This is a genomic window from Nesterenkonia populi (genome assembly GCF_007994735.1).
Classification (GTDB): Bacteria; Actinomycetota; Actinomycetes; order Actinomycetales; family Micrococcaceae; genus Nesterenkonia; species Nesterenkonia populi.
The window spans coordinates 31,546-53,908 of sequence record NZ_VOIL01000001.1; the positions used below are offsets into that span (position 1 = coordinate 31,546).

At 67.4% G+C, this 22,363-nt stretch carries 21 protein-coding genes; 1 reads left to right on the top strand and 20 read right to left on the bottom strand.

Features of this window, described 5'->3' with window-relative positions:
• Positions 1-135: 135 nt before the first annotated feature.
• The 16 genes from FWJ47_RS00145 to dnaG form a co-directional block, all read right to left on the bottom strand.
• Positions 136-1,995, bottom strand: a complete 1,860-nt coding sequence (locus tag FWJ47_RS00145; protein ID WP_147102727.1) for an ABC transporter substrate-binding protein — start codon at positions 1,993-1,995, stop codon at positions 136-138.
• 444 nt (positions 1,996-2,439) lie between these two features.
• Positions 2,440-3,663: a YihY/virulence factor BrkB family protein gene (locus FWJ47_RS00150; protein WP_147102729.1), complete on the bottom strand. Its 1,224-nt coding sequence runs from the start codon at positions 3,661-3,663 to the stop codon at positions 2,440-2,442.
• A 67-nt stretch (positions 3,664-3,730) separates the two neighbouring features.
• Entirely contained in the window at positions 3,731-4,108 is a 378-nt protein-coding gene (gene mnhG, locus FWJ47_RS00155) for a monovalent cation/H(+) antiporter subunit G (protein WP_246126093.1), read from the bottom strand.
• Positions 4,108-4,374, bottom strand: a complete 267-nt coding sequence (locus FWJ47_RS00160; RefSeq protein WP_147102732.1) for an MrpF/PhaF family protein — start codon at positions 4,372-4,374, stop codon at positions 4,108-4,110. Before FWJ47_RS00160 ends, mnhG begins: the two co-directional genes overlap by 1 nt.
• Positions 4,371-4,784 carry a Na+/H+ antiporter subunit E gene (locus FWJ47_RS00165; protein ID WP_147102734.1) on the bottom strand — a complete coding sequence of 138 codons (414 nt, stop codon included), beginning with the start codon at positions 4,782-4,784 and terminating at the stop codon, positions 4,371-4,373. Before FWJ47_RS00165 ends, FWJ47_RS00160 begins: the two co-directional genes overlap by 4 nt.
• Positions 4,784-6,388, bottom strand: coding sequence for a monovalent cation/H+ antiporter subunit D family protein (locus FWJ47_RS00170; protein ID WP_246126094.1), 1,605 nt, complete (start codon positions 6,386-6,388; stop codon positions 4,784-4,786). The genes FWJ47_RS00165 and FWJ47_RS00170 overlap by 1 nt, the downstream gene beginning before the upstream one ends.
• Positions 6,385-6,960 carry a sodium:proton antiporter gene (locus tag FWJ47_RS00175; RefSeq protein WP_147102737.1) on the bottom strand — a complete coding sequence of 192 codons (576 nt, stop codon included), beginning with the start codon at positions 6,958-6,960 and terminating at the stop codon, positions 6,385-6,387. The genes FWJ47_RS00170 and FWJ47_RS00175 overlap by 4 nt, the downstream gene beginning before the upstream one ends.
• On the bottom strand, positions 6,957-9,947 hold the full coding sequence (locus FWJ47_RS00180; RefSeq protein ID WP_147102739.1) for a DUF4040 family protein: 2,991 nt from the start codon (positions 9,945-9,947) through the stop codon (positions 6,957-6,959). Before FWJ47_RS00180 ends, FWJ47_RS00175 begins: the two co-directional genes overlap by 4 nt.
• Positions 9,948-10,109: 162 nt before the next feature.
• Positions 10,110-11,066, bottom strand: a complete 957-nt coding sequence (locus tag FWJ47_RS00185) for a superoxide dismutase family protein (RefSeq protein WP_147102741.1) — start codon at positions 11,064-11,066, stop codon at positions 10,110-10,112.
• A gap of 11 nt (positions 11,067-11,077) precedes the next feature.
• A complete protein-coding gene (locus FWJ47_RS00190) occupies positions 11,078-11,359 on the bottom strand; it encodes an acylphosphatase (protein ID WP_147102742.1) in 282 nt (93 codons plus the stop codon).
• Positions 11,360-11,364: 5 nt separating this feature from the next.
• A complete protein-coding gene (locus FWJ47_RS00195) occupies positions 11,365-11,739 on the bottom strand; it encodes a DUF4870 domain-containing protein (RefSeq protein ID WP_147102744.1) in 375 nt (124 codons plus the stop codon).
• 42 nt (positions 11,740-11,781) lie between these two features.
• Positions 11,782-12,561, bottom strand: coding sequence for an SIR2 family NAD-dependent protein deacylase (locus tag FWJ47_RS00200; protein WP_147102746.1), 780 nt, complete (start codon positions 12,559-12,561; stop codon positions 11,782-11,784).
• Positions 12,562-12,590: 29 nt separating this feature from the next.
• A complete protein-coding gene (locus FWJ47_RS00205) occupies positions 12,591-13,457 on the bottom strand; it encodes an ABC transporter permease (protein ID WP_147102749.1) in 867 nt (288 codons plus the stop codon).
• Positions 13,454-14,461: an ATP-binding cassette domain-containing protein gene (locus FWJ47_RS00210; RefSeq protein WP_147102751.1), complete on the bottom strand. Its 1,008-nt coding sequence runs from the start codon at positions 14,459-14,461 to the stop codon at positions 13,454-13,456. Before FWJ47_RS00210 ends, FWJ47_RS00205 begins: the two co-directional genes overlap by 4 nt.
• A 104-nt stretch (positions 14,462-14,565) precedes the next feature.
• On the bottom strand, positions 14,566-17,244 hold the full coding sequence (locus FWJ47_RS00215) for a phosphoenolpyruvate carboxylase (RefSeq protein WP_147102753.1): 2,679 nt from the start codon (positions 17,242-17,244) through the stop codon (positions 14,566-14,568).
• Positions 17,245-17,320: 76 nt separating this feature from the next.
• Complete coding sequence (gene dnaG / locus FWJ47_RS00220; RefSeq protein ID WP_147102754.1) at positions 17,321-19,234, bottom strand: DNA primase; 1,914 nt, start codon at positions 19,232-19,234, stop codon at positions 17,321-17,323.
• A gap of 58 nt (positions 19,235-19,292) precedes the next feature.
• On the opposite strand from dnaG, the gene FWJ47_RS00225 reads away from it, so the two are divergent.
• Positions 19,293-19,790, top strand: a complete 498-nt coding sequence (locus tag FWJ47_RS00225) for an aminoacyl-tRNA deacylase (protein WP_170228410.1) — start codon at positions 19,293-19,295, stop codon at positions 19,788-19,790.
• Here the strand turns inward: FWJ47_RS00225 and FWJ47_RS00230 are convergent.
• The 4 genes from FWJ47_RS00230 to FWJ47_RS00245 are packed head-to-tail and all read right to left on the bottom strand — an operon-like array spanning position 19,783 to position 22,360.
• Positions 19,783-20,460 carry an energy-coupling factor transporter transmembrane component T family protein gene (locus FWJ47_RS00230; protein ID WP_147102758.1) on the bottom strand — a complete coding sequence of 226 codons (678 nt, stop codon included), beginning with the start codon at positions 20,458-20,460 and terminating at the stop codon, positions 19,783-19,785. The two genes, FWJ47_RS00225 and FWJ47_RS00230, sit on opposite strands and share 8 nt — an antisense overlap.
• The gene (locus tag FWJ47_RS00235) at positions 20,457-21,155 is read right to left on the bottom strand and encodes an energy-coupling factor ABC transporter ATP-binding protein (protein WP_147102759.1); all 699 of its coding nucleotides are present in this window, start codon (positions 21,153-21,155) and stop codon (positions 20,457-20,459) included. Before FWJ47_RS00235 ends, FWJ47_RS00230 begins: the two co-directional genes overlap by 4 nt.
• Before the next feature lie 7 nt (positions 21,156-21,162).
• On the bottom strand, positions 21,163-21,807 hold the full coding sequence (locus tag FWJ47_RS00240; protein WP_147102760.1) for a biotin transporter BioY: 645 nt from the start codon (positions 21,805-21,807) through the stop codon (positions 21,163-21,165).
• A gap of 10 nt (positions 21,808-21,817) precedes the next feature.
• Complete coding sequence (locus tag FWJ47_RS00245; protein ID WP_147102762.1) at positions 21,818-22,360, bottom strand: TetR/AcrR family transcriptional regulator; 543 nt, start codon at positions 22,358-22,360, stop codon at positions 21,818-21,820.
• Positions 22,361-22,363: the final 3 nt, after the last annotated feature.

Genomic DNA, 22,363 nt, shown 5'->3' on the forward strand with positions numbered 1-22,363 from the left:
GGTTCTAAGGGTTCGCCTTCCGTTCCACGACGCCGGACGCATCGGTGGGGCCCGAGCTGGAAGGTCACCAGCTCAGACCCCACCGTGTGTGGGATGGTGTCCCGTCATCTCATGCGTCGGAGACGTCTCCGGGGGTTACTCCGCCCGCTGCCACTGCTCAGCGTTCCAGACGAGCTGGGTCTGAGCGGGGGTCGGACGGATGTTGGCGATGGAAGAGTCCCAACCGGTCATGCCCGGGTGGACGTAGAGCGGCAGGCCGTGCAGGTCATCCCACATCTCCTGCTCGAGGGTGATGATCTCCTCCTGCACCTCGTCCTCGTCCACACTGGTGGCGATGGTCTCGAAGGCGTCGGAGACGACATCGTTGTTGTAGTTGTTCCAGTTCTGCGGACGAGGCTCGTCAGCGTCACGGTCCCAGCCGTAGATGTTCAGACCGGATGCGACCTGTCCGGAGCCGGACCAGCCGAAGAGGGCAACATCCCACTCGCCGGCGGCGATGTCGATCTCAGTGTCACCCTCGTCGACGATCTCAAAGCCCGCGTCGGCGCAGGAAGCCTGGATCAGCTCGACGGTGTCGTGGCGGCGCTCCTGGCCGTTGTGCCCGATGCGGATCTCAGTGCCCTCTGCATCGTGCTCCTCAACGATCTCAGTGGCGGCCTCGACATCGACCTCGTCGTAGCGTCCGTCGTAGCTCTCGGCGACGATGTCCTCGTAGGCGGGCTCGAAGTTCAGCACCTCACGGGCGTTGAGCAGCTCGGCGTCTTCGTTGATCGGGTGGATCAGGTTCTCGAGGATCTGCTGGCGGGGCACGCAGAGGGCGAAGGCCTCGGCGAGCTCGGGCGTCTCGGCGAAGGGGCTGCCTTCGCCGTACTGGATGTCAAGGTGCTCCCAAGTGGCCTTGTCACCGATGTGGGATGCGTGCTGGCCGGCCTCGACCAGGGACTCCAGCTCCTGGCGGGTATCCACGGTCTCAGTGGGGACCACCGCGTGGAGGTCGCCGTTCTCCAGGGCCTGGATGTGCTGGGCGTTGTCCACGAACTGGAAGACCAGGGTGGAGACGCCGGCAGGAGTGCCGCCGTACTCGTCATTGGCCCGCAGGCTCACATACTCGCCGTCGGCCCACTCGTCCAGGATGTAGGGCCCGTTGGCGGGGATGAGCTCCTCGTCAGGAAGGGTGCCCGGATCGGTCTCCCAGATGGTGTTCCACGTCTCGGCGATGTCCTCGATGGCGTCCTCGTCGCCGTCGATGATGGCGGTGACGAGTTCCTCGAGCTCCATGCCGGTCTCCTCAGCCACCACATGGGCGGGGAGAGCGGAGCCGATCAGCATCTCCCAGTCGGCGTAGGCCCCGTCGGGGAACTCGACGGTGAAGGACTGGTCGTCGTAGTTCTCGAACTGGGGCCCCTCGGGGACATAGGTGCCGAAGTTGGGAGAGAGGCCGTCGAACTGGCCCTCGCCCAGGTAGGCGGAAGCTCCCCAGTCCAGGACATAGTCGGCCGCGGTGACGGGGGTGCCGTCAGACCACACCGACTCCTCGTTGATGGTGTACTCGACGGTGAAGGGGTCCTCCTCCTCGATGACCTCGTACGAGCCGAAGTCATCGTTCTGGTAGACCTCAAGATCAGTGCCGACGTAGTAGAAGCTGTCGAGCACCCGGTCCACGATGGTGGAGTTGTAGACGTTGTAGTGCTCGGGCTTGTCGTTGTTGTAGCTGGTGAACGGCTGAGGCCCGAGTGAGACGCGGACCTCGTCCTCGTCCGTCTCGAAGTCCTCGCCCAGGTCGGCCTTGCCGCCGTCCTCAGGCTCTTCGGTGAGCTCCTGGCCCTCCGCATCGCCGGGGTCGACATCGCCGGCCTCTCCGTTCTCGGCGGCCCCGTTCTCCTCGGTTCCTTCGGCGTCACCATTGTCGCCGTCGTCACCAGGCGTGCATGCGGACAGGATGAATGCGCTGCCGGCCAGAACGGCCACAGCTGCAGACAGACGCTGCTGTTTCACGTGTGCTCCTCGTCAGAGTAGATGCGAGTAAACCGGTGATGCAGAACACATCTCCGGCGTGATGGTGACCACTACAGTACGAGGAAATTTCGCCGAAGGGGCAAGCTTTTGTGGGCCGTCACCAGATCGTTATCGCACCCGTCAGGCCGGACTGACCTGGGGAAGATGTTCTGATGTGCACGTCAAGTCGGAGCGGACAACATGGCCGAAACATGCCCTGGACACACTGTCCGGCACCTTTGGACGAAGCGTCCCGCACGAATTCGCGGGAGTTCGGCACCCAGGTTTACTCCAGGTAAACTTCAGGGTCCTGCAGGGCGCCACTATCCAGTCCGCGCTCGAAACATAGCCGCAACACTTTCGCCAGATTCCAAGTCCGCTCCAACATTTCTCATTATTTGAAATATGACGAAGTGTGACGGAAACGTCGGTCGAAGACCGTCCCTAGCGACGCCAAAGCTGATCGGGGTCGGACGTCTCGCCCTTGGACATGCGCAGGGCGTAGCCGGCAGCGACCATGCCCTCATACTTCTGCTGCTTCCTATCCGCGGCCTTGGTCTCCCGCGGGGGCAGCATGATGGTCCGCTCCGCTTCGATGCCTGCCTGCAGCTGACGGCCGCGCTCCAGCTCCGCATCGAGCTCCGCGCCGAAGAGCAGCACAGTGTTCATGATGTTCACCCAGAAGAGGAAGATGATCACGCTCGCCAGGGAGCCATAGGTAGCGTCAAAGTTGGCGAAGTTCATCACATAGATCGCCACGCCGCCCGTGGTCAGCAGAGCCACGACGATCGTGACCAGTGCGCCCGCCGAGGTCCACTTCCATCCCGGCTGACGGATGTTGGGCGTCGCGAAGTACAGGAGCCCCACCGCCGCGGCGGCGACGAGGATCAGAACCACCGGGGTGGCCCAGTTCCACAGGGACACCGCGGTCTCCCCCATGCCGATCGTGCTGCCGATCGATTCAGCGATGGGTCCGGAGATCACCAGCATCAGACCGGCGGCGGCCACCAGCAGGATCATCAGGACCGTGACCAGGTAGAGCATCGGGCGCAGCTGGAGGAAGGAGCGACCCTCCTCCACCTCCCAGATCCGGTTCATCGCCCGGGAGAACTGGGTCACATAGTTCGACGCCGTCCACAGGGCCACCGCAATACCGATGAGCAGACCGAAGCCGGCGCCCTCCGCGGTGGTGATGTTGCCGACGATCGTGTCGACAGTGGCCATGATGTCCTCGTCGCCCCCGGTGAGATCATCGACCGTGTCCACGAAGAAGTCGACCACCCGCTCCCCCTCGCCGATCAGGCCGAGGATGGACACCAGCGCGATGAGCGCGGGGAAGATCGACAGCACCGTGTAGTAGGTGAGCGCGGCGGCCAGAGTGGTGCACTGGTCGCGCCCGAACTCGGCGAGCGTACGCTTGAGGCTGTACTTCCAGGTCCCCCCGGTCAGCTTCAGCGGGGAGCTGGCCTTGGGGTCCTGAGCCTCGGGCCGGCTGCGGTCCGACACCTCCTCCCGCTGGCGGGCCTTGACCAGGTAGGGCTGGTCGGCGGCGGCGGCGACAGTGCCAGGACGGGAGGCGTCGTCATAGGTGGCCGTCTCGTCGAAGACATCGTGCGTTCCCGCGTCATGCTCCGCGGCCTGGTGCGGCTCGAGGCTCTCATCGCTCATATGTCCACACTATCGGCGGGAAGCCTGGGCGCGTCCTGGGCGAAACGTGGATGTCGAGCGCGGCGGATTATGCGGCGTCGTCGCGCTTCGTCAGGTACAGCTCGTCCGTGTGAGTCACTGACGCCGGCCGGGAGCCATTGAGATAGCCGGAGCGGGCGATCGCCATCGAGCCCACCGCGGAGGTCAGCAGCTGAGCGACGATCGCCAGCACCGCCTTGATCAGGTTGGCGGTGCTGAAGTCGATCAGCAGCACACCCACCACAATGCTGGCCACGCCCAAGCCAGCGGAGGTGCCCACGGCGGAGGCGCGCAGATACAGGTCCGGCAGACGGAACAGGCCGATGCCGGCCACGATGATGGTTCCGATGCCCAGCAGGATGAAGAACACCCCGACGCTGCTCATGATGAGCCCGCTGGTGCTGGTATCGGTGAAGATCTGGTCCATCAGCGCTTCCCTCCCAGTCCGAGGCGGGCCATGGAGATCGCCGACATGAAGCCCAGCAGCGTGGCGATCAGGATGATGTCGAAGAGCGCCTCAATCTCGATGCGCAGGCCGATCAGCGCGATGAAGCCGATGAACGCGAAGAAGATGAGGTCTGCGGCGACCGCGCGGTCAGTGATGCGCGGCCCCAGGTAGGCACGGATGGCGGCGAGCAGCATCCCCACGCCCAGCAGGATCAGCAGAATCTCGAGAGCGAACTCCGTGATCATTGGTCCCCGCCTCCCTCAGGTGCCGCCGCGGGGGCCAGCGGACGGGTCAGATCCCCCGGGGTGCGGCGCATCGCGCGCACCATCCGGTTCTCCATCTCCTGGATCTCCTCCGCGGCCGCATCCCGGGTCTCAGCGAACATGCTGTGCACGTACAGCACGCTCTCCTCCTTGGAGATGGCGATCGTCATGGTGCCCGGGGTCAGGGTGACCAGGATACTGATCATCGCCCACTCCGCATCAGTCTTGGACGCCGCAGGCACGGCCACGATCGCAGGGCTCATACGCTGCTTGGGCCGCAGCACGTCCATGGTGACCTGCAGGTTCGCCAGGAAGAACTCCTTGACGTACCAGAGGGCGAAGGAGAGGAACCGCAGCGGCCAGCTGGCTGAGGAAGGATTCTTAGCGCTCATCAGGCTCCGCTCACCGCATCCACATAGCTCTCAGGGTTCAGCAGGTTCTCCGCGGCGACTTCAGAGATGCTCATCAGCAGCTCCGCGCCGATGCCGAAGAAGACCGTCACAGCTGCAAGCAGCATGCCCGGGACGATCAGCTTCATCGGGACCTTCACCCGGCCGTGCTGGGTGGTGGGGTCCTCCGGCGGAATGATGGTCAGCGTCGGGGTCTCCGCCTGAGCCTCGCTGCGCAGGTACCGCTTGCCGTGCATCCGCTCCTGGTACGCCATGGCGCGGTCCTCCAGATCATCCGGAGCCTTGCCCATGAACACCCCGGTCCAGATCTTCAGCATGGACAGCAGGGTGAACACAGAGACCAGCACCGCGACGGCGGCCACCCAGTAATGGGCCTGCTCCAGGGTGGCCTGGATGATCGCGAACTTCGCCACGAACCCGGAGAACGGAGGCAGGCCCGCCAGGGAGAGCGCGGCGATCATGAAGGTGACCGCGATCAGCGGCTCCCGCTTGAGCATCCCGCCGAGACGTTCGATCTGGGACGAGCCGTAGGTCTCTTCGATCGCGCCGGTGGAGAGGAACAGGCTGGCCTTCACGATCATGTGGTGCAGCAGGTAGAAGATGCCGGCGGTCAGGCCCAGCCCGGTGAACAGACCGATGCCGATGAGGATGTAGCCGATCTGGCTGATCATGTGGAAGACGAGGATGGACCGGGTGGACTTCTCACCGATCGCGCCCAGCACACCGACGAGCATCGTCATCGACGTGACCAGGAGCGCTACCCAGAGGAAGCGGTCATCGCCGTCGTAGATCACCGAGTAGAACCGGTACAGCGCATAGATCGCGACCTTGGTGTGGATGCCGCTGAAGAGGGCGGTGACCGCCGGGGATGTCATCGGGTAGGTGCGGGTCAGCCAGCCGTGCACCGGGACCACGGCAGCCTTGATGCTGATCGCGGTCAGCACCACGCCGCCGGCCACAGCCACTGCCGGGTCCTCCGCAGCGGCGCCGTGCAGCTCCGCCAGATTCACAGTGCCGGCTGTGGCGTAGATCAGGGCGATGCCGGCCAGCAGCAGGGTGGACGCCATCAGGTTCACCGAGACGTAGACCCGGGCCCCGTGGGCGCCGAGCTTGGCACCCATCATCGCCAGCAGCCCGTAGCTGGGCAGCAGCATGACCTCGATGAACACGAAGAAGTTGAAGATGTCGCCGGTCATCAGCGCACCGGCCACACCCGCCATGAGAATCAGCACGAACGGGTGGAAGAACCGGGCTCGCGCCTCATGGGTGGCCATGGCGAACAGCGACGAAGCAATGCCGAGGATGCTGATGATCATCAGCACCGCCGCGGACAGCTGATCCACCACGAACGGGATGGAGATCCCGTAGTCCCAGCCGCCGACCTGGTGGGCCAGCACTGTGCCGTCATGGGTGGCGATCAGCAGCAGGATGGACGCCGCCAGCATGAGGGACAGCGTGACCAGGCTGATGGCGTGCCGGATGCCGACATGCTTGCGCAGGACGGCGCCGATGCCGCCGAGCATCAGCGGGCCGGCGACGAGCGCCGGCAGCAGCGGCGGGAGGATCTCAGCGAGCTCAGCGGTCACCGGTTCTCCTCCCTCTGGGTGGTGGTTGCGTTCGGGTCAGCGTCGATGTCGCCCTCAAAGTCGTGGACGGGGCTGGCTGGGGATGCGTCTGCTCCCCCGGTTCCGGCGCCGGCCGCGCCGGTGGTTGTGATGTCCAGCTTGGATCCCGCGACGTCGGACTCGTCACCGCGGTCGGGGAAGTCATCGTCCCGGTAGTCGATGTTGCGCTCAGCGGCTGCCGAGGGAGCGGCCCCGGCAGGGCCGAGGATCTTCACGGCCGACTGCTCGTCGTCCTCGGTGTCGTCGTCGCGAATGGTGGTGATCGCCAGCGACAGCATGTACATGGTGATGGCGAAGGCGATGACGATCGCGGTCAGCACGAAAGCCTGCGGCAGCGGGTCAGCGCCCTCTCCGTACTCGGAGGTTCCGATGTACGGGACGCCGCGGAAGGCGGTGTTGCCGGCTGCGAAGAACATCAGGTTCGCCGCGTGGGAGGCGAGGATGAACCCGAGGATGATCCGCACCATGCCGCGCTGCATGACCATGTAGACCGCAGCGGTGGTGAGCAGCCCGATAGCGATGGCGACGCTCATGCCTGATCACCCGCCTTCGGGGACGGTGCCTTATGTGCGTGCTCCGCCTGGGCCTCGAGAGGCGGGTCGCCTGGGTCAGCACCCGCATGCATTGCGATCTCGTCGCGCTGCCCCTGGGCCCGCATGTGCTTGCGCAGCAGGTCCGCGGGGTAGCGCTGCGCCTGGCCCAGCCGGTCCAGGGCCACGAGCACGGTGCCGACCACGGCCAGGTAGATGCCGACGTCGAACACCAGCGCCGTGGTCAGGGCGAAGCCCGCGTCCGTGCCCCACGGCATCCAGGTCAGGCCCTCAGCGATGACGATCGGCCGCAGGTAGGAGCCCTCGATGAACCCGAAGAAGCCGGTGGCCGCACCGACGAGGATACCGCCGACGATGATCATCGCGTAGTCGAAGCGCAGCTTCACCGAGGAGTCGGAGGGAGCCACCAGATAGCGCAGAGCGAAGAAGCCGCCCAGCACCAGCGCCGAGATGAACCCTCCGCCGGACTCGTAGTGGCCGCGCAGCAGCAGGATCAGCGACAGCAGCACGATGAAGGGCGTCATCCACTTGAAGACGGTGCGCATCGCCACCGTGTTGTTCTCCGAGTCGCCCAGGGCTGTGCCCTCCCAGCGCTTCGCCTCGGTCGGCTCGCTGTCGGTGGTGGAGAAGGCGGAGTTCAGCACCGCCAGGATCGCGAAGCCGGCCACGCCGAGGACCACCAGCTCCCCGAAGGTGTCCAGAGCCCGGAAGTCCACCAGGATCGAGTTGACCGTGTTCAGGGCGCCGACTGCCTCGTAGGTCTCCGTCAGGTACCACTCGCCCGCATCCGACTGACCGCTGCGGCCCGTCAGGGCGAACGCGGCGATGAACGCCATGAGGCCGAAGGCCAGGGCGACCGCCGCGGAGATCGCGGTGCGGGTGCGGGAGACCCTGTGGAACTTTCGCGGAAGCTTGCGCAGCACCAGGACCAGGACCACCACGGTGAGGATCTCCACCAGCAGCTGGGTCATGCCCACATCGACCGCGCCCAGTGAGAAGTACCAGGCGCCCACTACGAAGCCGGCGCCGCCGGCCAGCACCGCAGCGGCAGTGCGGGAGGAGGTCAGCACGGTTCCCAGCAGGAAGATGGCCAGCAGGCCCAGCAGCACCCAGTCAGCCATGACGGTGTGGCCCGGGTCGAAGCTGCCGACGTCGCCGACATGGACCAGGCCCGCCACGAAGATCGCGAAGAGGAAGATGCCCGGCACGGTCAGGTGCACGCCGTGCACATCAGTGCGGGTGAGGTCGCCGACCTTCCGGCCCATGGCGATGGATCCGGTGCGCATCTTCTCCGCGACGGCCACACCCGTCCAGGGCAGGATGGTGCGCGGGACCAGGCTGTCCACCCGAGTGCGGCCCAGCACCACCACGGCACCGATGCCCATGATGGCCACCGAGAGCATCAGGTCGGTGCTGATGCCGCCCCAGAGGTAGAAGTACGGCTCGTAGTCTGAGGTGCTGGCCGCCTGGGTCGCCTGGGTGATCAGGTCGTCGAAGACGAACGGGATGAAGCCCAGCACCGCGCCCGCGAACGCAGGGATCAGCGCCGGCAGGTAGAAGGAGGCGGGGGCCTCATGAGCACCGTGCTCATCCATGAGCGGGTGCTCGCCGTCGTCGTAGCCGGCGTCCTTCCTGCCGACCCCGCGGTAGCTGGTGAACGCGCCCAGCACGATCCGGCCGCAGTAGGCGAAGGTGCCGACCGCCGCGAGCACGCCGAGGATCGTGACAGTCCAGGTCAGGCCTGCTCCGAAGCCTGCCGGGTCCTCCCCCGCAGAGAGGAAGCCCTTGAGCAGGTTCTCCTTGGACACGAAGCCGAACAGCGGCGGGATCCCCGCCATGGACAGGCAGCCCACCAGGGTGATGGCGAAGCTGACCGGCATGGTCTTCCGCAGCCCGTTCAGCACCCGGATGTCTCTGGTGTGGGACTCGTGCTCGATGATGCCGACCATCATGAACAGCGCCGATTTGAACAGGGCGTGGGCCACCACGTGGATGATCGCCGCGGCGATCGCCGTGGGAGTGCCCACTCCGATGACCGCAACCAGGAAGCCGAGCTGGGAAACCGTGGAGTAGGCCATGATCTCTTTGATGTCATGGCGCTGCAGCGCGAACAGGGCACCGATCAGCGCGGTGAGCAGGCCGCAGACGATCAGCAGGGTCTGCCAGATGACGACCCCTTCGAAGACCGGGGAGAAGCGCAGCAGCAGGTAGATGCCGGCCTTCACCATCGCCGCGGCGTGCAGGTAGGCCGAGACCGGTGCGGGGGCGACCATCGCGTCCGGCAACCATAGGTGGAACGGGAACTGCGCCGACTTGGTGAACGCGGCGAAGGCGATCAGCACCGCCACCACCGAGGTGAAGGTGGTGTTCTCCGCCCAGACGTCAGATTCCAGCGCCTCCGACAGGCTGGTCGTACCGGTCTCCACGATCGTCCACAGCACCGCGGTCAGCAGGCCCAGGCCGCCGGCCATCGTGATCAGCAGGGTCCGCTGGGCAGGGGCCGGCGCCTTGTCGCCGCTGCGGTTGATCAGAAAGAAGGAGCAGAGAGTGGTGAACTCCCAGAAGACGAACAGCAGGATCATGTCGTCCGCCAGGACCATGCCGGACATGGCGAAGACGAACAGCAGCATCCACAGGTAGAAGTCGCTGGTCTTCTTCTTGGGACTGAAGTAGCGGGCCGAGTAGGCCATCACCAGGGCGCCGATGAAGAGCACCAGCAGCAGGAACACCAGGCCCAGGCCGTCGAGCCGCAGCGAGATGCCGACGTCGACCGCAGTGGGGATCCAGGGAAGGTGCTCGGAGGGAGTCTCGCCGTCCAGCACCCCGGGAATCCAGGTCACTGCAGCCGTGCCCAGGACCGCGAGGCCTGCCGCAGCGAACCAGCCGGTGTTCCGTCCCAGCACCGTGTGCACGGCCGAAGCGGCGGGCACCAGAAGAAGGGTGAGAAGGACCAGGACCATCAGGCTCATCGGTGGTCCTCCTCTTCAGTGGCGCGAACTTGGGCAGACGACTCTCAACAACGATGGAGGAAGACTTCTACAGGAGGTAGAAGCATCCTACATCTGCCGACCCGTCTTCCCGGCGCACCAAGAAGAGATCGTATGTGCGACGGACCTGTGTGCGCAAAATCCTCACTCGATCACGCCGCAGGCAGTGCGAGCGCCAAGGTCACCGGTGGCCTGAGACATCTGGTCCGGACCGTAGGGAGCGTACCGCTCCGGCAGGGAGCCGTGGTGGGTGGGCTCTCCGCGCAGAATGATGGAGGTGCCCTCATCACCGGTGATCAGGCCCTCGCTGAGGCGGTCTGTGACGAAGCTCATCTGTGCGTCCCCGCTCTCCATGATGAAGACATTGGGGAGGTCGCCGGCGCGCTCCGGGTGGAGGATCTCATCCTCCTCCTCGGCCTGCTCGGTGCCGGTGATCTGCCCGACGGCCTGTCCCTCGACCGTGCCCTCGGGGTAGTCATCGAGGCTGGTCCCGGCGTCGTCGTCCCCGGTGCCCGTGCCGTCGGCGTCGGTCCCCTCACCGTTGTCGAGACCGTCCGGCCCGGCGTCGTCCGGATCCTCGTCGCCCTCGTCGGGGTCTTCGGTCTCCAGCTCGTCCTCGCCCTCGACCACGCCGGTCTCCCCCGACCCGGCCCCTGCCAGCACGTCACCGGAGGAGTAGTAGTCCCCGAGCTCGCCGGCCTCGTTGTGGGACTGGGGCTCGCAGACGCCGGCCTCATGGATGGTCAGGGCGCGGAAGCCCGGAGTGACGTCCCAGAGCTCCACGTCAACGAGCACACCGTCCTCGCCGGCCTCGCTGAAGCGGGCCTCGCCCACACTGTTGCCGACGACGTCGCTGATCTCGGCGGAGGCGAAGGCCTCCTCATCCGGCTCGCCCGGCGTCGCGCCGTCCTCCTCCGGCCCGGCCGCGCCGTCCTGGCCGGGGTCCTCGCCGTTGTCCGCTGCGCCGTTCCCCGTGCCGTTCTGCTCCTCCTGCGCGGGCTCATCGTCCCCGCCGGGGATGAGGTCGCAGGAGGTGACCATCAGCGCGGCAAGCGCAGCCGCGGCCGCGAGCGTGCCGCCTCGTGTGTTCCGAGCGTTCATAGCGAACCACTCTACCGTCGGACGTCGAAGCTTTCCGGCAGGTCCTTGAGCTCCGGCTCCTCCGGGGCGCGGGTCTCCACGCTCTCCACACGTGCCCCGCCGGGTCCCTGCCGACACCAGTCCAGCAGGGCTGCCACCGCGTCGTCGGGGCCGGAGGCCAGCAGCTCCACGGCGCCCTCAGAGGTGTTGCGGACCCATCCGGCCAGGCCCAGGCTCTGCGCCTGTTCCTGGGCGGAGGCCCGGTAGGAGACGCCCTGGACCTTGCCGGTGATGCGGGCGAACACTGCAGCCATGATGCTCAGGCCAGCTTCAGGAACGGGATGGAGAGGGGGTACTTCCAGATGGTCCGCTCGCTGGCCTTCACTGCGGCCATGATGGAGAAGACCAGATGGCATATGACCAGGGCAAGCATCAGGAGGAACCCGACGAGGATGAACGCCAGGATGAGTGAGACGACGTAGTAGATGATGACGCTGATGTTCCAGTTCAGCGCGGTGCGGCCCTGCTGGTCCAGGACGTAGCTGCGGTCCTTGAAGATCAGCCAGAAGATCAGGGGCGAGAGGAACCCGAAGAAGATCGCCAGCACGTGCATCAGGATGCCCATGGTCTTCTCGTCCTCGGGGCTCACCGGCTGCGGGCCGGGGGCGGAGCTCTGCGGCGGGTATTCAGTCATGGCCTTCCCTCCATATGATCGTGTGCCTTGCTCCTCAACACCTTAGCGGCTGCGCACCAGCGTGGGGAGAGCATCGCCGCTCAGGCCGCGCACGCAGTGGTCCATCACCTCGGAGAGCTCCGTCTCCTCCGGATTCACCTCGATCAGCGGGGTGCCGCGCTCCAGGGCCAGCAGCGGAAGCGACGCCGCCGGCTGCACAATCCCGGACGTGCCGGCCACCAGGACCAGGTCTGCGGCCCGCACGGCCGCCGCGGTCTGCTCGAAAGCGTCGGCCGGGAGCATCTCTCCGAACCAGACGACCCCGGGGCGGATCCATCCTCCGCAGTGCTCACACTGAGGGGGCCCCTCCGCCTCGGGCGGGGACTCGAAGCCGTCATACTCAGCATCCGGCAGCTGCGCCGGAATGCCGCACTCATAGCAGCGGTGAGCGAAGATGCTGCCGTGCAGGTGCGCGAGCACCGCCGCGCCAGCCCGCTCATGCAGGTCGTCGACGTTCTGGGTGGAGACCGTCAGCTCGACTCCGTCCCGCTGCTGCCACTGGGCGATTGCATGATGCCCGGGGTTGGGCTCCACGGCACGGATCAGCGACTGCCGCCAGCGGTACCACGTCCATACCAGGGCAGGGTCAGCCTCGAACGCCTCCGGCGTGGCGAGGTCCTGGGCGGAGAACCGCTCCCACAGCCCCGTCTGCACCTCGCGGAACGTAGGAACTCCTGACTCGGCGCTTATCCCCGCACCGGTCAGCACCACCGGGCGGCGGGACTCAGCGACCAGGCGCACAACGTCGTCGGGAATCTGACCAGCAGCATGAACAGCAGGCATACTCACCAGCCTAGCGACGTCGTCGAGCCTCAGCTCTTGCGGTTGTAGAGCACCATGCACAGCGGGGAGAAGACAGCCACCAGCACCACGCAGCACAGCGCCACCAGGCCCAGGCTTCCCTGGTCGGTGCCGAGCATCAGGTCACGGATGCTGGCCACCACGATCGAGACCGGGTTGGCATCCACCACCGGCTGCAGCCAGTCGGGCATGGTCTCCGTGGGCACAAAGATGTTCGAGGCGAAGGTCAGCGGCATCATGATGGTCATCGACACCCCCATCACCGCCTCCTCGTTCGGCAGCAGGAGAGCGACTGTGGTCCACACCCACGACAGGCAGAAGCAGAACACCAGCAGCAGGGCGAAGGCACCGATCACCCCGGTGATTCCGTTCTCCGGACGGAACCCGACGGCGAACCCGACCCCCAGGATGATGATCCCGGCCAGCATGTAGCGAACCTGGTCGCCCAGCAGCGCACCGACCAGCTGGGACGGCCGCCAGATCGGCAGAGACCGGAACCGGTCAAAGATGCCCTTGGAGACATCCTTGTTCAGGGTTATCCCCGTGTACATGGTCACCATGATCAGGGTCTGCACAAAGATCCCCGGGATGAAGAACTGGACATACTCGCTGATCGCCGCACCGCCGGTCTCCCCAGTCCCGGAGACCACCGCTCCCATCGCGCCGCCGAAGATGAACGTGAACATCACCGTCATCATCAGCGGGAAGACGGTGACGTCGAAGAGCTGCATGGGGATGTGCTTGATCTTCAGCATCGCCCGCCAGCCGAAGGCCAGCGAAGAGCTGACCGGATTGGCCGGCGCCGGACGCTGGTCCCGCGGAAGCAGGACGGAGTGGATGGCCTGGGACTCGCTGCGGGCAGGGGTCTCGGTGCTCATGCGGTGACCTCCTCAGAGCTGGTTCCGGCACTGGGCTTCACGTCTGCGGAGTCCTCGGTGGGCTGGCCGGTCAGCGCCAGGAAGACCTCATCCAGGCTGGGCTGGCCCAGGGCGAAGGTCTCAAGGCTGATCTGCTCGGCGTCCAGGGCGCTCAGGCCCGGCGCGGCCGACTGCCCCTCGACGAGACTGGCGCTCAGCGCGGAAGTGTCGGCCTCACGGACCACCTCGACGCCGAGGGACTGGGCCAGCACCGAAGCCGCCTGCTCACGGTCTGCCGGGTCGGCCACCCGGACCTTGAGCGCGCCGGCGCCGACCTGGGCCTTCAGCTGACCCGGGGTGCCCTCCGCGATGACCTTCCCATGGTCGATGACAGCGAGCCGGTCAGCCAGCTGATCGGCCTCCTCGAGGTACTGAGTGGTCAGCAGGATGGTCGCCCCGCCGTCGACCAAGGTGCGGATGATGTCCCACACCTGGTTGCGGGAGCGCGGATCGATGCCGGTGGTCGGCTCGTCGAGGAAGATCAGCTCCGGGGTGACGATCAGCGAGCCGGCGATGTCCAGGCGGCGCCGCATGCCCCCGGAGTAGTTCTTCACCTGGCGCCCGGAGGCGTCGGAGAGCCCGAAGGCCTCCAGCAGGTTCAGGCCTCGGGAGCGGGCGGCGGGCTTGGAGAACCCGAGCAGCCGGCCCAGCAGGATAAGGTTCTCCAGCCCGGTGAGATCCTCATCCAGGGAGGCGAACTGCCCCGTCAGAGCGATCTTCTCCCGGATGGCGCGCGGTTCGGCGAACACATCGTGGCCCAATACGTGGGCCTCTCCCTCGTCAGGGCGCAGCAGCGTGGCCAGCATTCGGATGGCGGTGGTCTTGCCGGCGCCGTTGGGGCCGAGCACACCGTAGATGCCCCCGCGAGGAATGGATAGGTCCACGCCGTCGACCGCAGCCTTCTTGCCGAAGCGCTTGACCAGACCGTGCGTACGCACCGCAAGGTCAGGGGAAAGAGAAGTCATACCCCCAAGCCTAGAGCATGCTGACGGGCGAGGGCTGCTGAGAACGGCACTCCCTCGGCGCCGTGGTGTCACACCTGGTCAGCGCGTGCCAGGCCCGAGATCCCTCACCCGGTGTTCTGCAGACCGGCTGCGACTCCCTTGAGGCTGAGGAGCAGGAGATTGCGGGGATCTTCGATCTCATCCTCCTGCAGGTCCTTGGAGCGGAGCTTCTTCAGGGCACGCAGCTGGATGAGGCTCAGCGCATCCACATAGGGGTTGCGCAGCTGGACGGCGCGGCCCAGCACCTGGTGCTTCTCCAGCAGCCGCTCCTGCTCGGTGATGGCCAGCACCCACTTCACCGTCAGGTGCAGCTCCTCCAGCACCGCCTCGGAAAGCTCCGGCCGGTCTCCGAGCGCCAGGTAGCGCTTGGCGATCCGCTCATCCGTCTTGGCGAGGGACATCTCGACGTTGTCGATCATCGCGCGGAACAGCGGCCAGTCCGCGTACGCCCGGCGCAGCTGCTCGACGTCTCCCACCGCCTCCAGGGCGGTGCCGAGGCCGTACCAGCCGGTGAGGTTGATGCGGGCCTGGGACCACGCGAAGTTCCACGGGATCGCCCGCAGATCCTCCAGAGACTCCACGGACAGGCCGCGCTTGGCCGGGCGGGAGCCGATCGCCAGCAGGCCGATCTCGTCCTGCGGAGTCACCTGGGCGAACCAGGGCGCGAACCCGTCCGCCCTGATCAGCGAGTGGAAGCGGGCGCGGGAGGCGTCGTCGAGCTCCTTGGCCAGCGGGGCGAACTGCTCAGCGGCCTCCGCGTTGCGCTTCTCCGTGGAGGGAGCCGAGGCCATCAGGGTGGCGGCGGCGACCTGCTCGATGTGCCGCAGGGCGATCTCCGGGTTGCCGTACCGGGCCGAGATCACCTCACCCTGCTCTGTGACCTTGAACCGCAGGTCCACAGAATGCGGCGGCTGGGCCAGGATCGCCCGGTTGGCGGGCCCGCCGCCGCGGCCGAGCGCGCCGCCGCGGCCGTGGAACTGGGTGAGGGTGATGTCGTTGTCGATCGCCCAGGCGGCGATCTTCTCCTGCGCCTCGTAGAGGGCGAGGGTCGCGGCCACCGGTCCGACGTCCTTGGACGAGTCCGAGTACCCCAGCATCACCTCCATGCGGCGCCCCGTCTGCTCCAGCCGCTCCTGCAGCTTGGGATGGGTCAGCGCCTCCTCCAGGATGCGAGGGGCGTTCTGCAGGTCATCGTAGGTTTCAAAGAGCGGGATGACGTCGATCGCCGGGGCGCTCTCCTCCCCGCCGAGGGCGTGGGCGGCCAGCTCGTAGACGTCCGCGAGGTTCTGGGCCGACTGGGTGAAGGAGACGATGTAGCGGCGTGCGGCGTCAGAGCCGTACCGGTTCTGCACCGAGGCGACCGCGCGAAAGGTCTCCAGAACCTCCTCCCCCGGCACCGCCATCTTCTCCACGGACTCCGGGTCCTGGATCCACTGCAGAGTCTGGCTGTGCACGGCCGAGTGCTGGCGGACCTCCAGCTCGGCGAGGTGGAACCCGAAGGTCTCGACCTGCCAGATCAGCTCCTGCAGGTCTCCGTAGGCAGCGCGCCCGGCACCCGCCTCAGCCAGTGAAGCCTGCACGCATCTGAGGTCCTCGATCAGCTGCTCGGGAACGTCATAGGCGAGGTCGGCGTTGCGCAGCCGGGTGGCTTCGATCCGCCCGGAGACCGCCAGCAGCACCTGCCGGTGCGGCTCACGCGGAGAGTGCTCTGCGGCGGTGGTCGTCAGCTCCTCCGAGAGCTGCTTGAGCCGATTCCACAGGCCGGTGAGCTTCTCGCTCGGCGGGGTGTACCGCTCGTCGAGGGTCATCGAAAGGGCGAGCCGGTGGGCCCGCTCCTCCAGGTCGGTGAGGACCCGGTCAGCCATCTGGGAGACGGCCCTGCGGGTGATGGTGGCGGTGACATTGGGGTTGCCGTCCCGGTCGCCGGCGATCCAGGAGCCCAGCCGGATGAATGCGGGGGCCTTGGGGGCAGCAGATCCCGCCCGGTCAGCCTGCAGCCAGTCGTCCATGCGTCGGTAGGCCTCGGCGAAGACCGTGGAGAACGAGTTGTCGAAGACGCCGAGGGCAGTGCGGACCTCGTCCAGCGGCGAGGGGTTGGAGACCCGCAGCTGGGCGGTGCGCCACAGGTTGTCCACCTCCTCGAAGAGCTCGCGGGTGCTGCGGGCCTCCGCGGCGGGCCCGGTGCGCGGATCATCCCGGACGTCCAGCAGGTGGCCGATGCGGCGGATGGAGGCGGTGACCGCGTTGCGGCGGGCCTCCGTGGGGTGAGCGGTCAGGACGGGCTGGAAGCGCAGCTCCTTCAGGCGGCGCTCAGCCTCCCGCTGGCCGACCTCTTCGGCCAGGTGGGTGAAGGCCGCGGCCACGGAGTCAGCAGCGGACTGCTCCTCCAGGGGGATCTCCCCATCACGGGCCCGCAGCGCACGGATGCGCTGCTGCTCCTCGGCAAGGTTTGCCAGCAGGAAGTAGCAGGTGAAGGCGCGGGCAACCTCCTTGGCCCGCTCAGGGTCCAGGGACTCCACGAACGCCTCCGCCTCGGCGAGGGTCTCGTCGGTCTCATCCTGGACGGCGGCGATGCACAGCCCGCGGAGCTTCTCGACGTCGTCATAGAGGCTGGCCGGGCTGGAGCTCTCCGTGCCGTACTCCTGCAGCACCTGGCCGAGCAGCCCGCCGAGGAGACCGACGTCGCGACGCATATCCTCCGGGACCTCATGGCTGGCGGCGGTACGGGAAGAATCCTGAGTCATAGATCACACACTAACAGCGGTGAACAGTGGTGCAGGTCACATGTGAATGCGGTCTCAGCGGGTGGACGCGCGAAGCTCAGTCCACGGCCCGCAGGGCACGACGGCGCCGCTCCAGCACCATGAGCTCCTCGTTGAGACGGCGATGCTCCTCCGGCTGCTCGGTGGGGGCCATCCGCTGCAGCTGGCCGAGCAGGTTGGCCTTCTCATGCTGGATCTTCAGCTCGACGAGCCGATTGAGGATCTCCCGGCAGTACCGGTCCAAGCTGTCCTCAGTGGTCGCCGGAAGGGAGGTCACCGCCAGCTCCCCCACCAGGCGACGCAGAGGCTCGGGGACCTCCTGCCGAACGGTCTCCACCCAGGAGCGCGGATCTGTCGCCTTCGCGGCGGCGATCCGGATGCCGTCATGCAGCGCCTGGTGCGCGGCGGCGGTGAACCGGACGCTGAAGACCTCCTCCCACTGCTCTGCGGTGAGCCGGGCCGGGTGCTGGAGGATCACCTCCAAGGCCTGCCGCTCCATCAGCACGGCGGGATCACGGGTGTCCGGGCGCTGGAACCGCGGCTCAGTGAGCTCCGCAGGCCCGGCGGCCTCGGGGACGCCGCTGCGCTGCCCGCGGGAGGGGGCCTCCTGGCCGGGCTGCCCGCTCTGCCTGGCGCGGGGCGAACCGCCCTTGGCCGCAGCCCGGACCGCGGCGTCCACCTCGGATACGTCCGTGCCGAGCCAGCCTGCCAGCTCACGGGTGTAGGCCGAGCGCAGCGCGGCGTCGCGTATCCCGGCGACCACCGGGCCCGCTGCGCGCAGGGCGCCTATCCGCCCCTCCACGGCAGCCAGGTCCCAGTCCCGCAGCCGACGGCGCAGCACGAACTCCACCAGCGGCGTCTTGGACTCGATCACATGGGCCACGGCATCATCGCCGCGGTGCTGGCGGACGTCGCAGGGGTCCATGCCCTCCGGCCCGACGGCGATGTAGGTCTGGGCGTTGAACTGGCTGGCCTCGTTGAAGGCGCGGATCGCCGCCTGCTGACCGGCCTCGTCGCCGTCGAAGGTGAAGATCACCTCAGCGGGGGAGCCGTCGTCGGAGAGCAGCCTGCGGGCAATCTTGATGTGGCCCTCGCCGAAGGCGGTGCCGCAGGTGGCCACCGCGGTGTCCACCCCGGCGATGTGGCAGGCCATCACGTCGGTGTACCCCTCCACGACGACGAGCTGCCGCTTCTTCGCGATGTTCCGCTTGGCGTGCTCCATCCCGTAGAGGACCTGGGACTTCTTGTAGACCGGCGTCTCGGGGGAGTTCAGATACTTGGGGCCCTGATCGTCGTCGTAGAGGCGGCGGCCGCCGAAGCCGACCGTGTTGGTGGCCATGTCCTTGATCGGCCACATCAGCCGGCCCCTGAACCGGTCGTAGAAGCCCCGCCCCCCCTCGGAGAACAGGCCGGTGTGCCTGAGCTCCTCGTCCTTGAAGCCTTTGGTGCGCAGGTGCCCCAGCAGGTTGTCCCACCCTTTGGGGGCGTAGCCCACGCCGAACTGGACCGCGTGCTCGCGGGTGAAGCCTCGGGAGGTCAGCTCCCGACGGGCGATCTGCGCCTCGGGCGAGTTCAGATGCTGGGCGAAGAATTCTGCGGCGATCTTATGGGCGTCGAGGAGCCGCTGCCTGCGGCCCGCCTCCTGCTTGTCCGGCCCGGAGCCGCCGTCCTCGTACCGCAGCTCCACCCCGTACCTGTTCGCCAGCCGCTCCACCGTCTCAGCGAAGCTGGTGTGCTCCGTCCCCTGGATGAACGCGAACACGTCCCCGGACTCCTCGCAGCCGAAGCAGTGGTAGGTGCCCATCTGAGGACGGATGTGGAACGACGGCGTGCGCTCATCATGGAACGGGCAGAGTCCCTTGTAGGAGTCCACACCGGCCTTCTTCAGGGTGACGTACTGCTCGACGATCTCCCGCAGATCGGCACGCTCGCGCACGGCGTCGATGTCCTCGCGTCTGATCAGCCCTGCCACGGGATACATGCTCCCACGACCCCGGCATCATCGTCCCGACTGTGAAAAGCTGAACCGCATGACTGAGCTTTCCGGACGCGAGCGTGTGCAGCAGGACGCCGACCAGCGGGGGGTGAGCATCGAGTTCGCCGGGCGGGGCCCCGCCCGCTCCGTCGAGGAGGCGGCGGCCGCTCTCGGCGTGGAGCCGGGCGACATCGTCAAGACCCTGGTGGCCCGGGCCAAACGCACCCAGTCCGCCTCGGAGGCTGAGCTTGTGCTGGTTCTCATCCCCGGGGACAGGGCGGTGGACTGGGCCAAGCTGCGCAGGGCCGCCGGGTTCAAGAAGATGTCGATGGCCGCCCCTGAGGAGGGCCTGGAGGCCACCGGCTACCGCCCCGGCTCCATCAACCCCTTCGGAACGACGTCGACCCTGCCCGTCTATGCGGATGAGAGCATCAGCGGCCGGATCGCCATGGGTGCGGGGGAGCCGGACCTCAACCTCTGCGTGGAGTCCGCGGAGCTCTTCGAGAGCTTCGGCGTCACCACCGGAGACATCACCAGGCAGTCCCTCAGCTGACCTCATCGATTCCGCGGGCTGAGAGTGCCCGCCCGGTGTCCCGAGCGTAGGCGACCGCGGCCAGCAGCACCGGGACGGTGCGGGCGCGCAGATCCCGTTCCAGGCCACGGGCACGGGCCTGCTGCTCCGCGGCACGGAACTGGTCGGCCAGGTACGGGATCGCTCGCAGCATGATCATCGCCGCCAGCACAATCCGGCCCGGCCCGATCCCGACCAGGCGCAGGGGGCGAAGCAGCGCGGAGAACACCCGCAGCAGCTCGGGGACAGTGGTGGTCAGGATCATCAGCTGGGCGGCCAGTACACCCGCCAGGACCCGGGTGATCACTTCGACCGCGGTGGCCGCGTCGTTGAAGATCAGCTGCGCGACGAGCACAGCGGCCACCAGCAGCCAGACCCGGCGCAGCAGCACGAGCAGCATCCCCAGCGGCACCCGGGCCGTCGCAGCCAGCAGGATGACGGCCGCCATCACGCCCGCGCTCACCGCCGGACTGCGGACCACCATGACGACGACGGCGATCCCCGCCAATGCTGCGACCTTCGTCCCTGCCGGGGTGCGGTGCAGGAAGCCGTGCCCGGGCGCCCTCTGCCCGAAGACCTGATCCCGCGGACGGATCGGCCGGGACCGGCGCCTCGGCCCTTCCTCCGGGGCTCCGGGGGCCGGGGCGCTCATTCCTCGGTGCGCCTGATGTACTCGGCGACGATCTCTGCGGGCTCACCGTCGGCGGTGATCTCACCGTCCTGGACGAGCAGGCACCGCTCAGCCTGTGCGGCAAGATCCAGGTCATGGGTGGCGGTGATGACCCGGATGCCGTGGGCGGCACGCATGCGATCCACCATGGCGGTGAAGCGGCGGGCGTTGACCCGGTCCAGCAGGGTGGTCGGCTCATCCAGCAGCAGGATCCGGGGGCGCAGCACCAGCACCGTGGCGAGGGCGACCAGCTGCTGCTGCCCCGCGGAGATCTCGTGGGAGCTGCGCTCGGCAAGCTCGGTGATCCCCAGCTCATCCAGGCACCGCAGAGCCTGCTCCCGCCGGTCCCTCCGGCCCTTCACGCTGCGCCGGAGGGACAGCTCCACATCCTCCAGCGGGGTGGGCATCACCAGCTGAGCGGGAGGGTTCGCGAAGACGAAGCCCGCCCGCCGGCGAACCAGTGCGCCGTCGTCGACCGTGTCCTTCCCCTCCACGGTGACGTAGCCCTCTGAGGGGTCGACCAGGCCGTTGACCAGCTGCAGCAGTGTGGACTTCCCTCCGCCGTTCGGGCCGATCACGCTGACTCGCTGCTCGGTCAGCTCCAGATGGGGCACGCGCAGAAGCTCACGGTGCCCGGCAAGAACCCGGACCCGGTCGAAGGCGACGGCATCGGTCATGCGGGCATCACCGGCGGCGGACCAGCAGGTCCGGGAACGCCCGGTGGATCAGGGCGGCTGCCGCCGCGCCGACCAGCGACTTGGCGAGGTCGCCGGGCCAGAAGACGATGTCGGCCAGGAACGCTTCGCCGAAGGAGAGCTCCATGTTGATCATCATGCCGACGATCCCCATCGGGTGATTGACGAGGACACTGCCGGCCGCCGCGGCAACGAACAGCAGCGGCACCCACCAGCCGGCCGACGTGCGACGCAGGACACCGCGGGCGATGAGGCCGGTGACCAGGGCCGTCACGGGGAAGGAGAGCAGGTAGCCGGCGGACGGGCCGGCCAGCGCGCCGAGGCCCCCGGTGAAGCCGGCGAGGATCGGAAGCCCGAGCAGGCCCAGCGCAGCGTAGAGGCCCGCGGCGGCCGCACCCCGCCATGGTCCCAGGGTGAGCCCGGCCAGGGCGACGCCGAGGGTCTGCAGGGTGATCGGCACCCCGGCGTTGCCGACCGGAATCGGCGGAGCGAAGGTCAGCACGGCGATCAGCGCGGCAAAGACTCCGACCAGTGCGGCATCCGTCGCCGGGTTGGCTGCGCGGGCTCGGCGAACCGGTGCAGCCTCGCCGTCGCGGGGAGGGGCAGCGATATTTGAACGGTGTTCATCGGGCATGCACAGGAGCCTATACCGCCGTTGAACGGTGTTCAAAACACTGGGGCTCTGGGTCGTGCTCCAGCACCGCTCGGACAGCCTGTGCGTACAGGGTCTCCCCCTGATCCGCGGCGGAGCTGCTGAACAGGCGGGCGTTCTGCTCCACCGCTGCCAGGCCGAGAGCACACCGCATCAGCACCGCCGCCCGCTCCCCGGCCTGAACGGCTCCGGCACCATCAGCCCGCAGACCTTCGACGAGCGCCGGCACGGGCGGAAGCTCCGGATCGAGAGCGTAGGCGATCAGCACCAGATCAGCACCGTCACGCAGTGACAGCAGGGTGCTCCGCAGCCTGAGCATCAGCTCGAAGGGAGGCTCCGGAGCATCCTGAAGCGGGGCGAGCGCCCGCCGGGCGACCAGCCGCAGCAGATCCTGCTTGTTCGGCACGTGGTAGTAGAGAGCCCCGGGCCGGACGTCGAGCGAGGATGAGATTCTTCGCATGGAGATGTCCTGCAGCCCATACTCCCGGAGCAGCCCATAGGCCGCTTCCACTATTCGGTCCCGCGTGAGCACCATAGT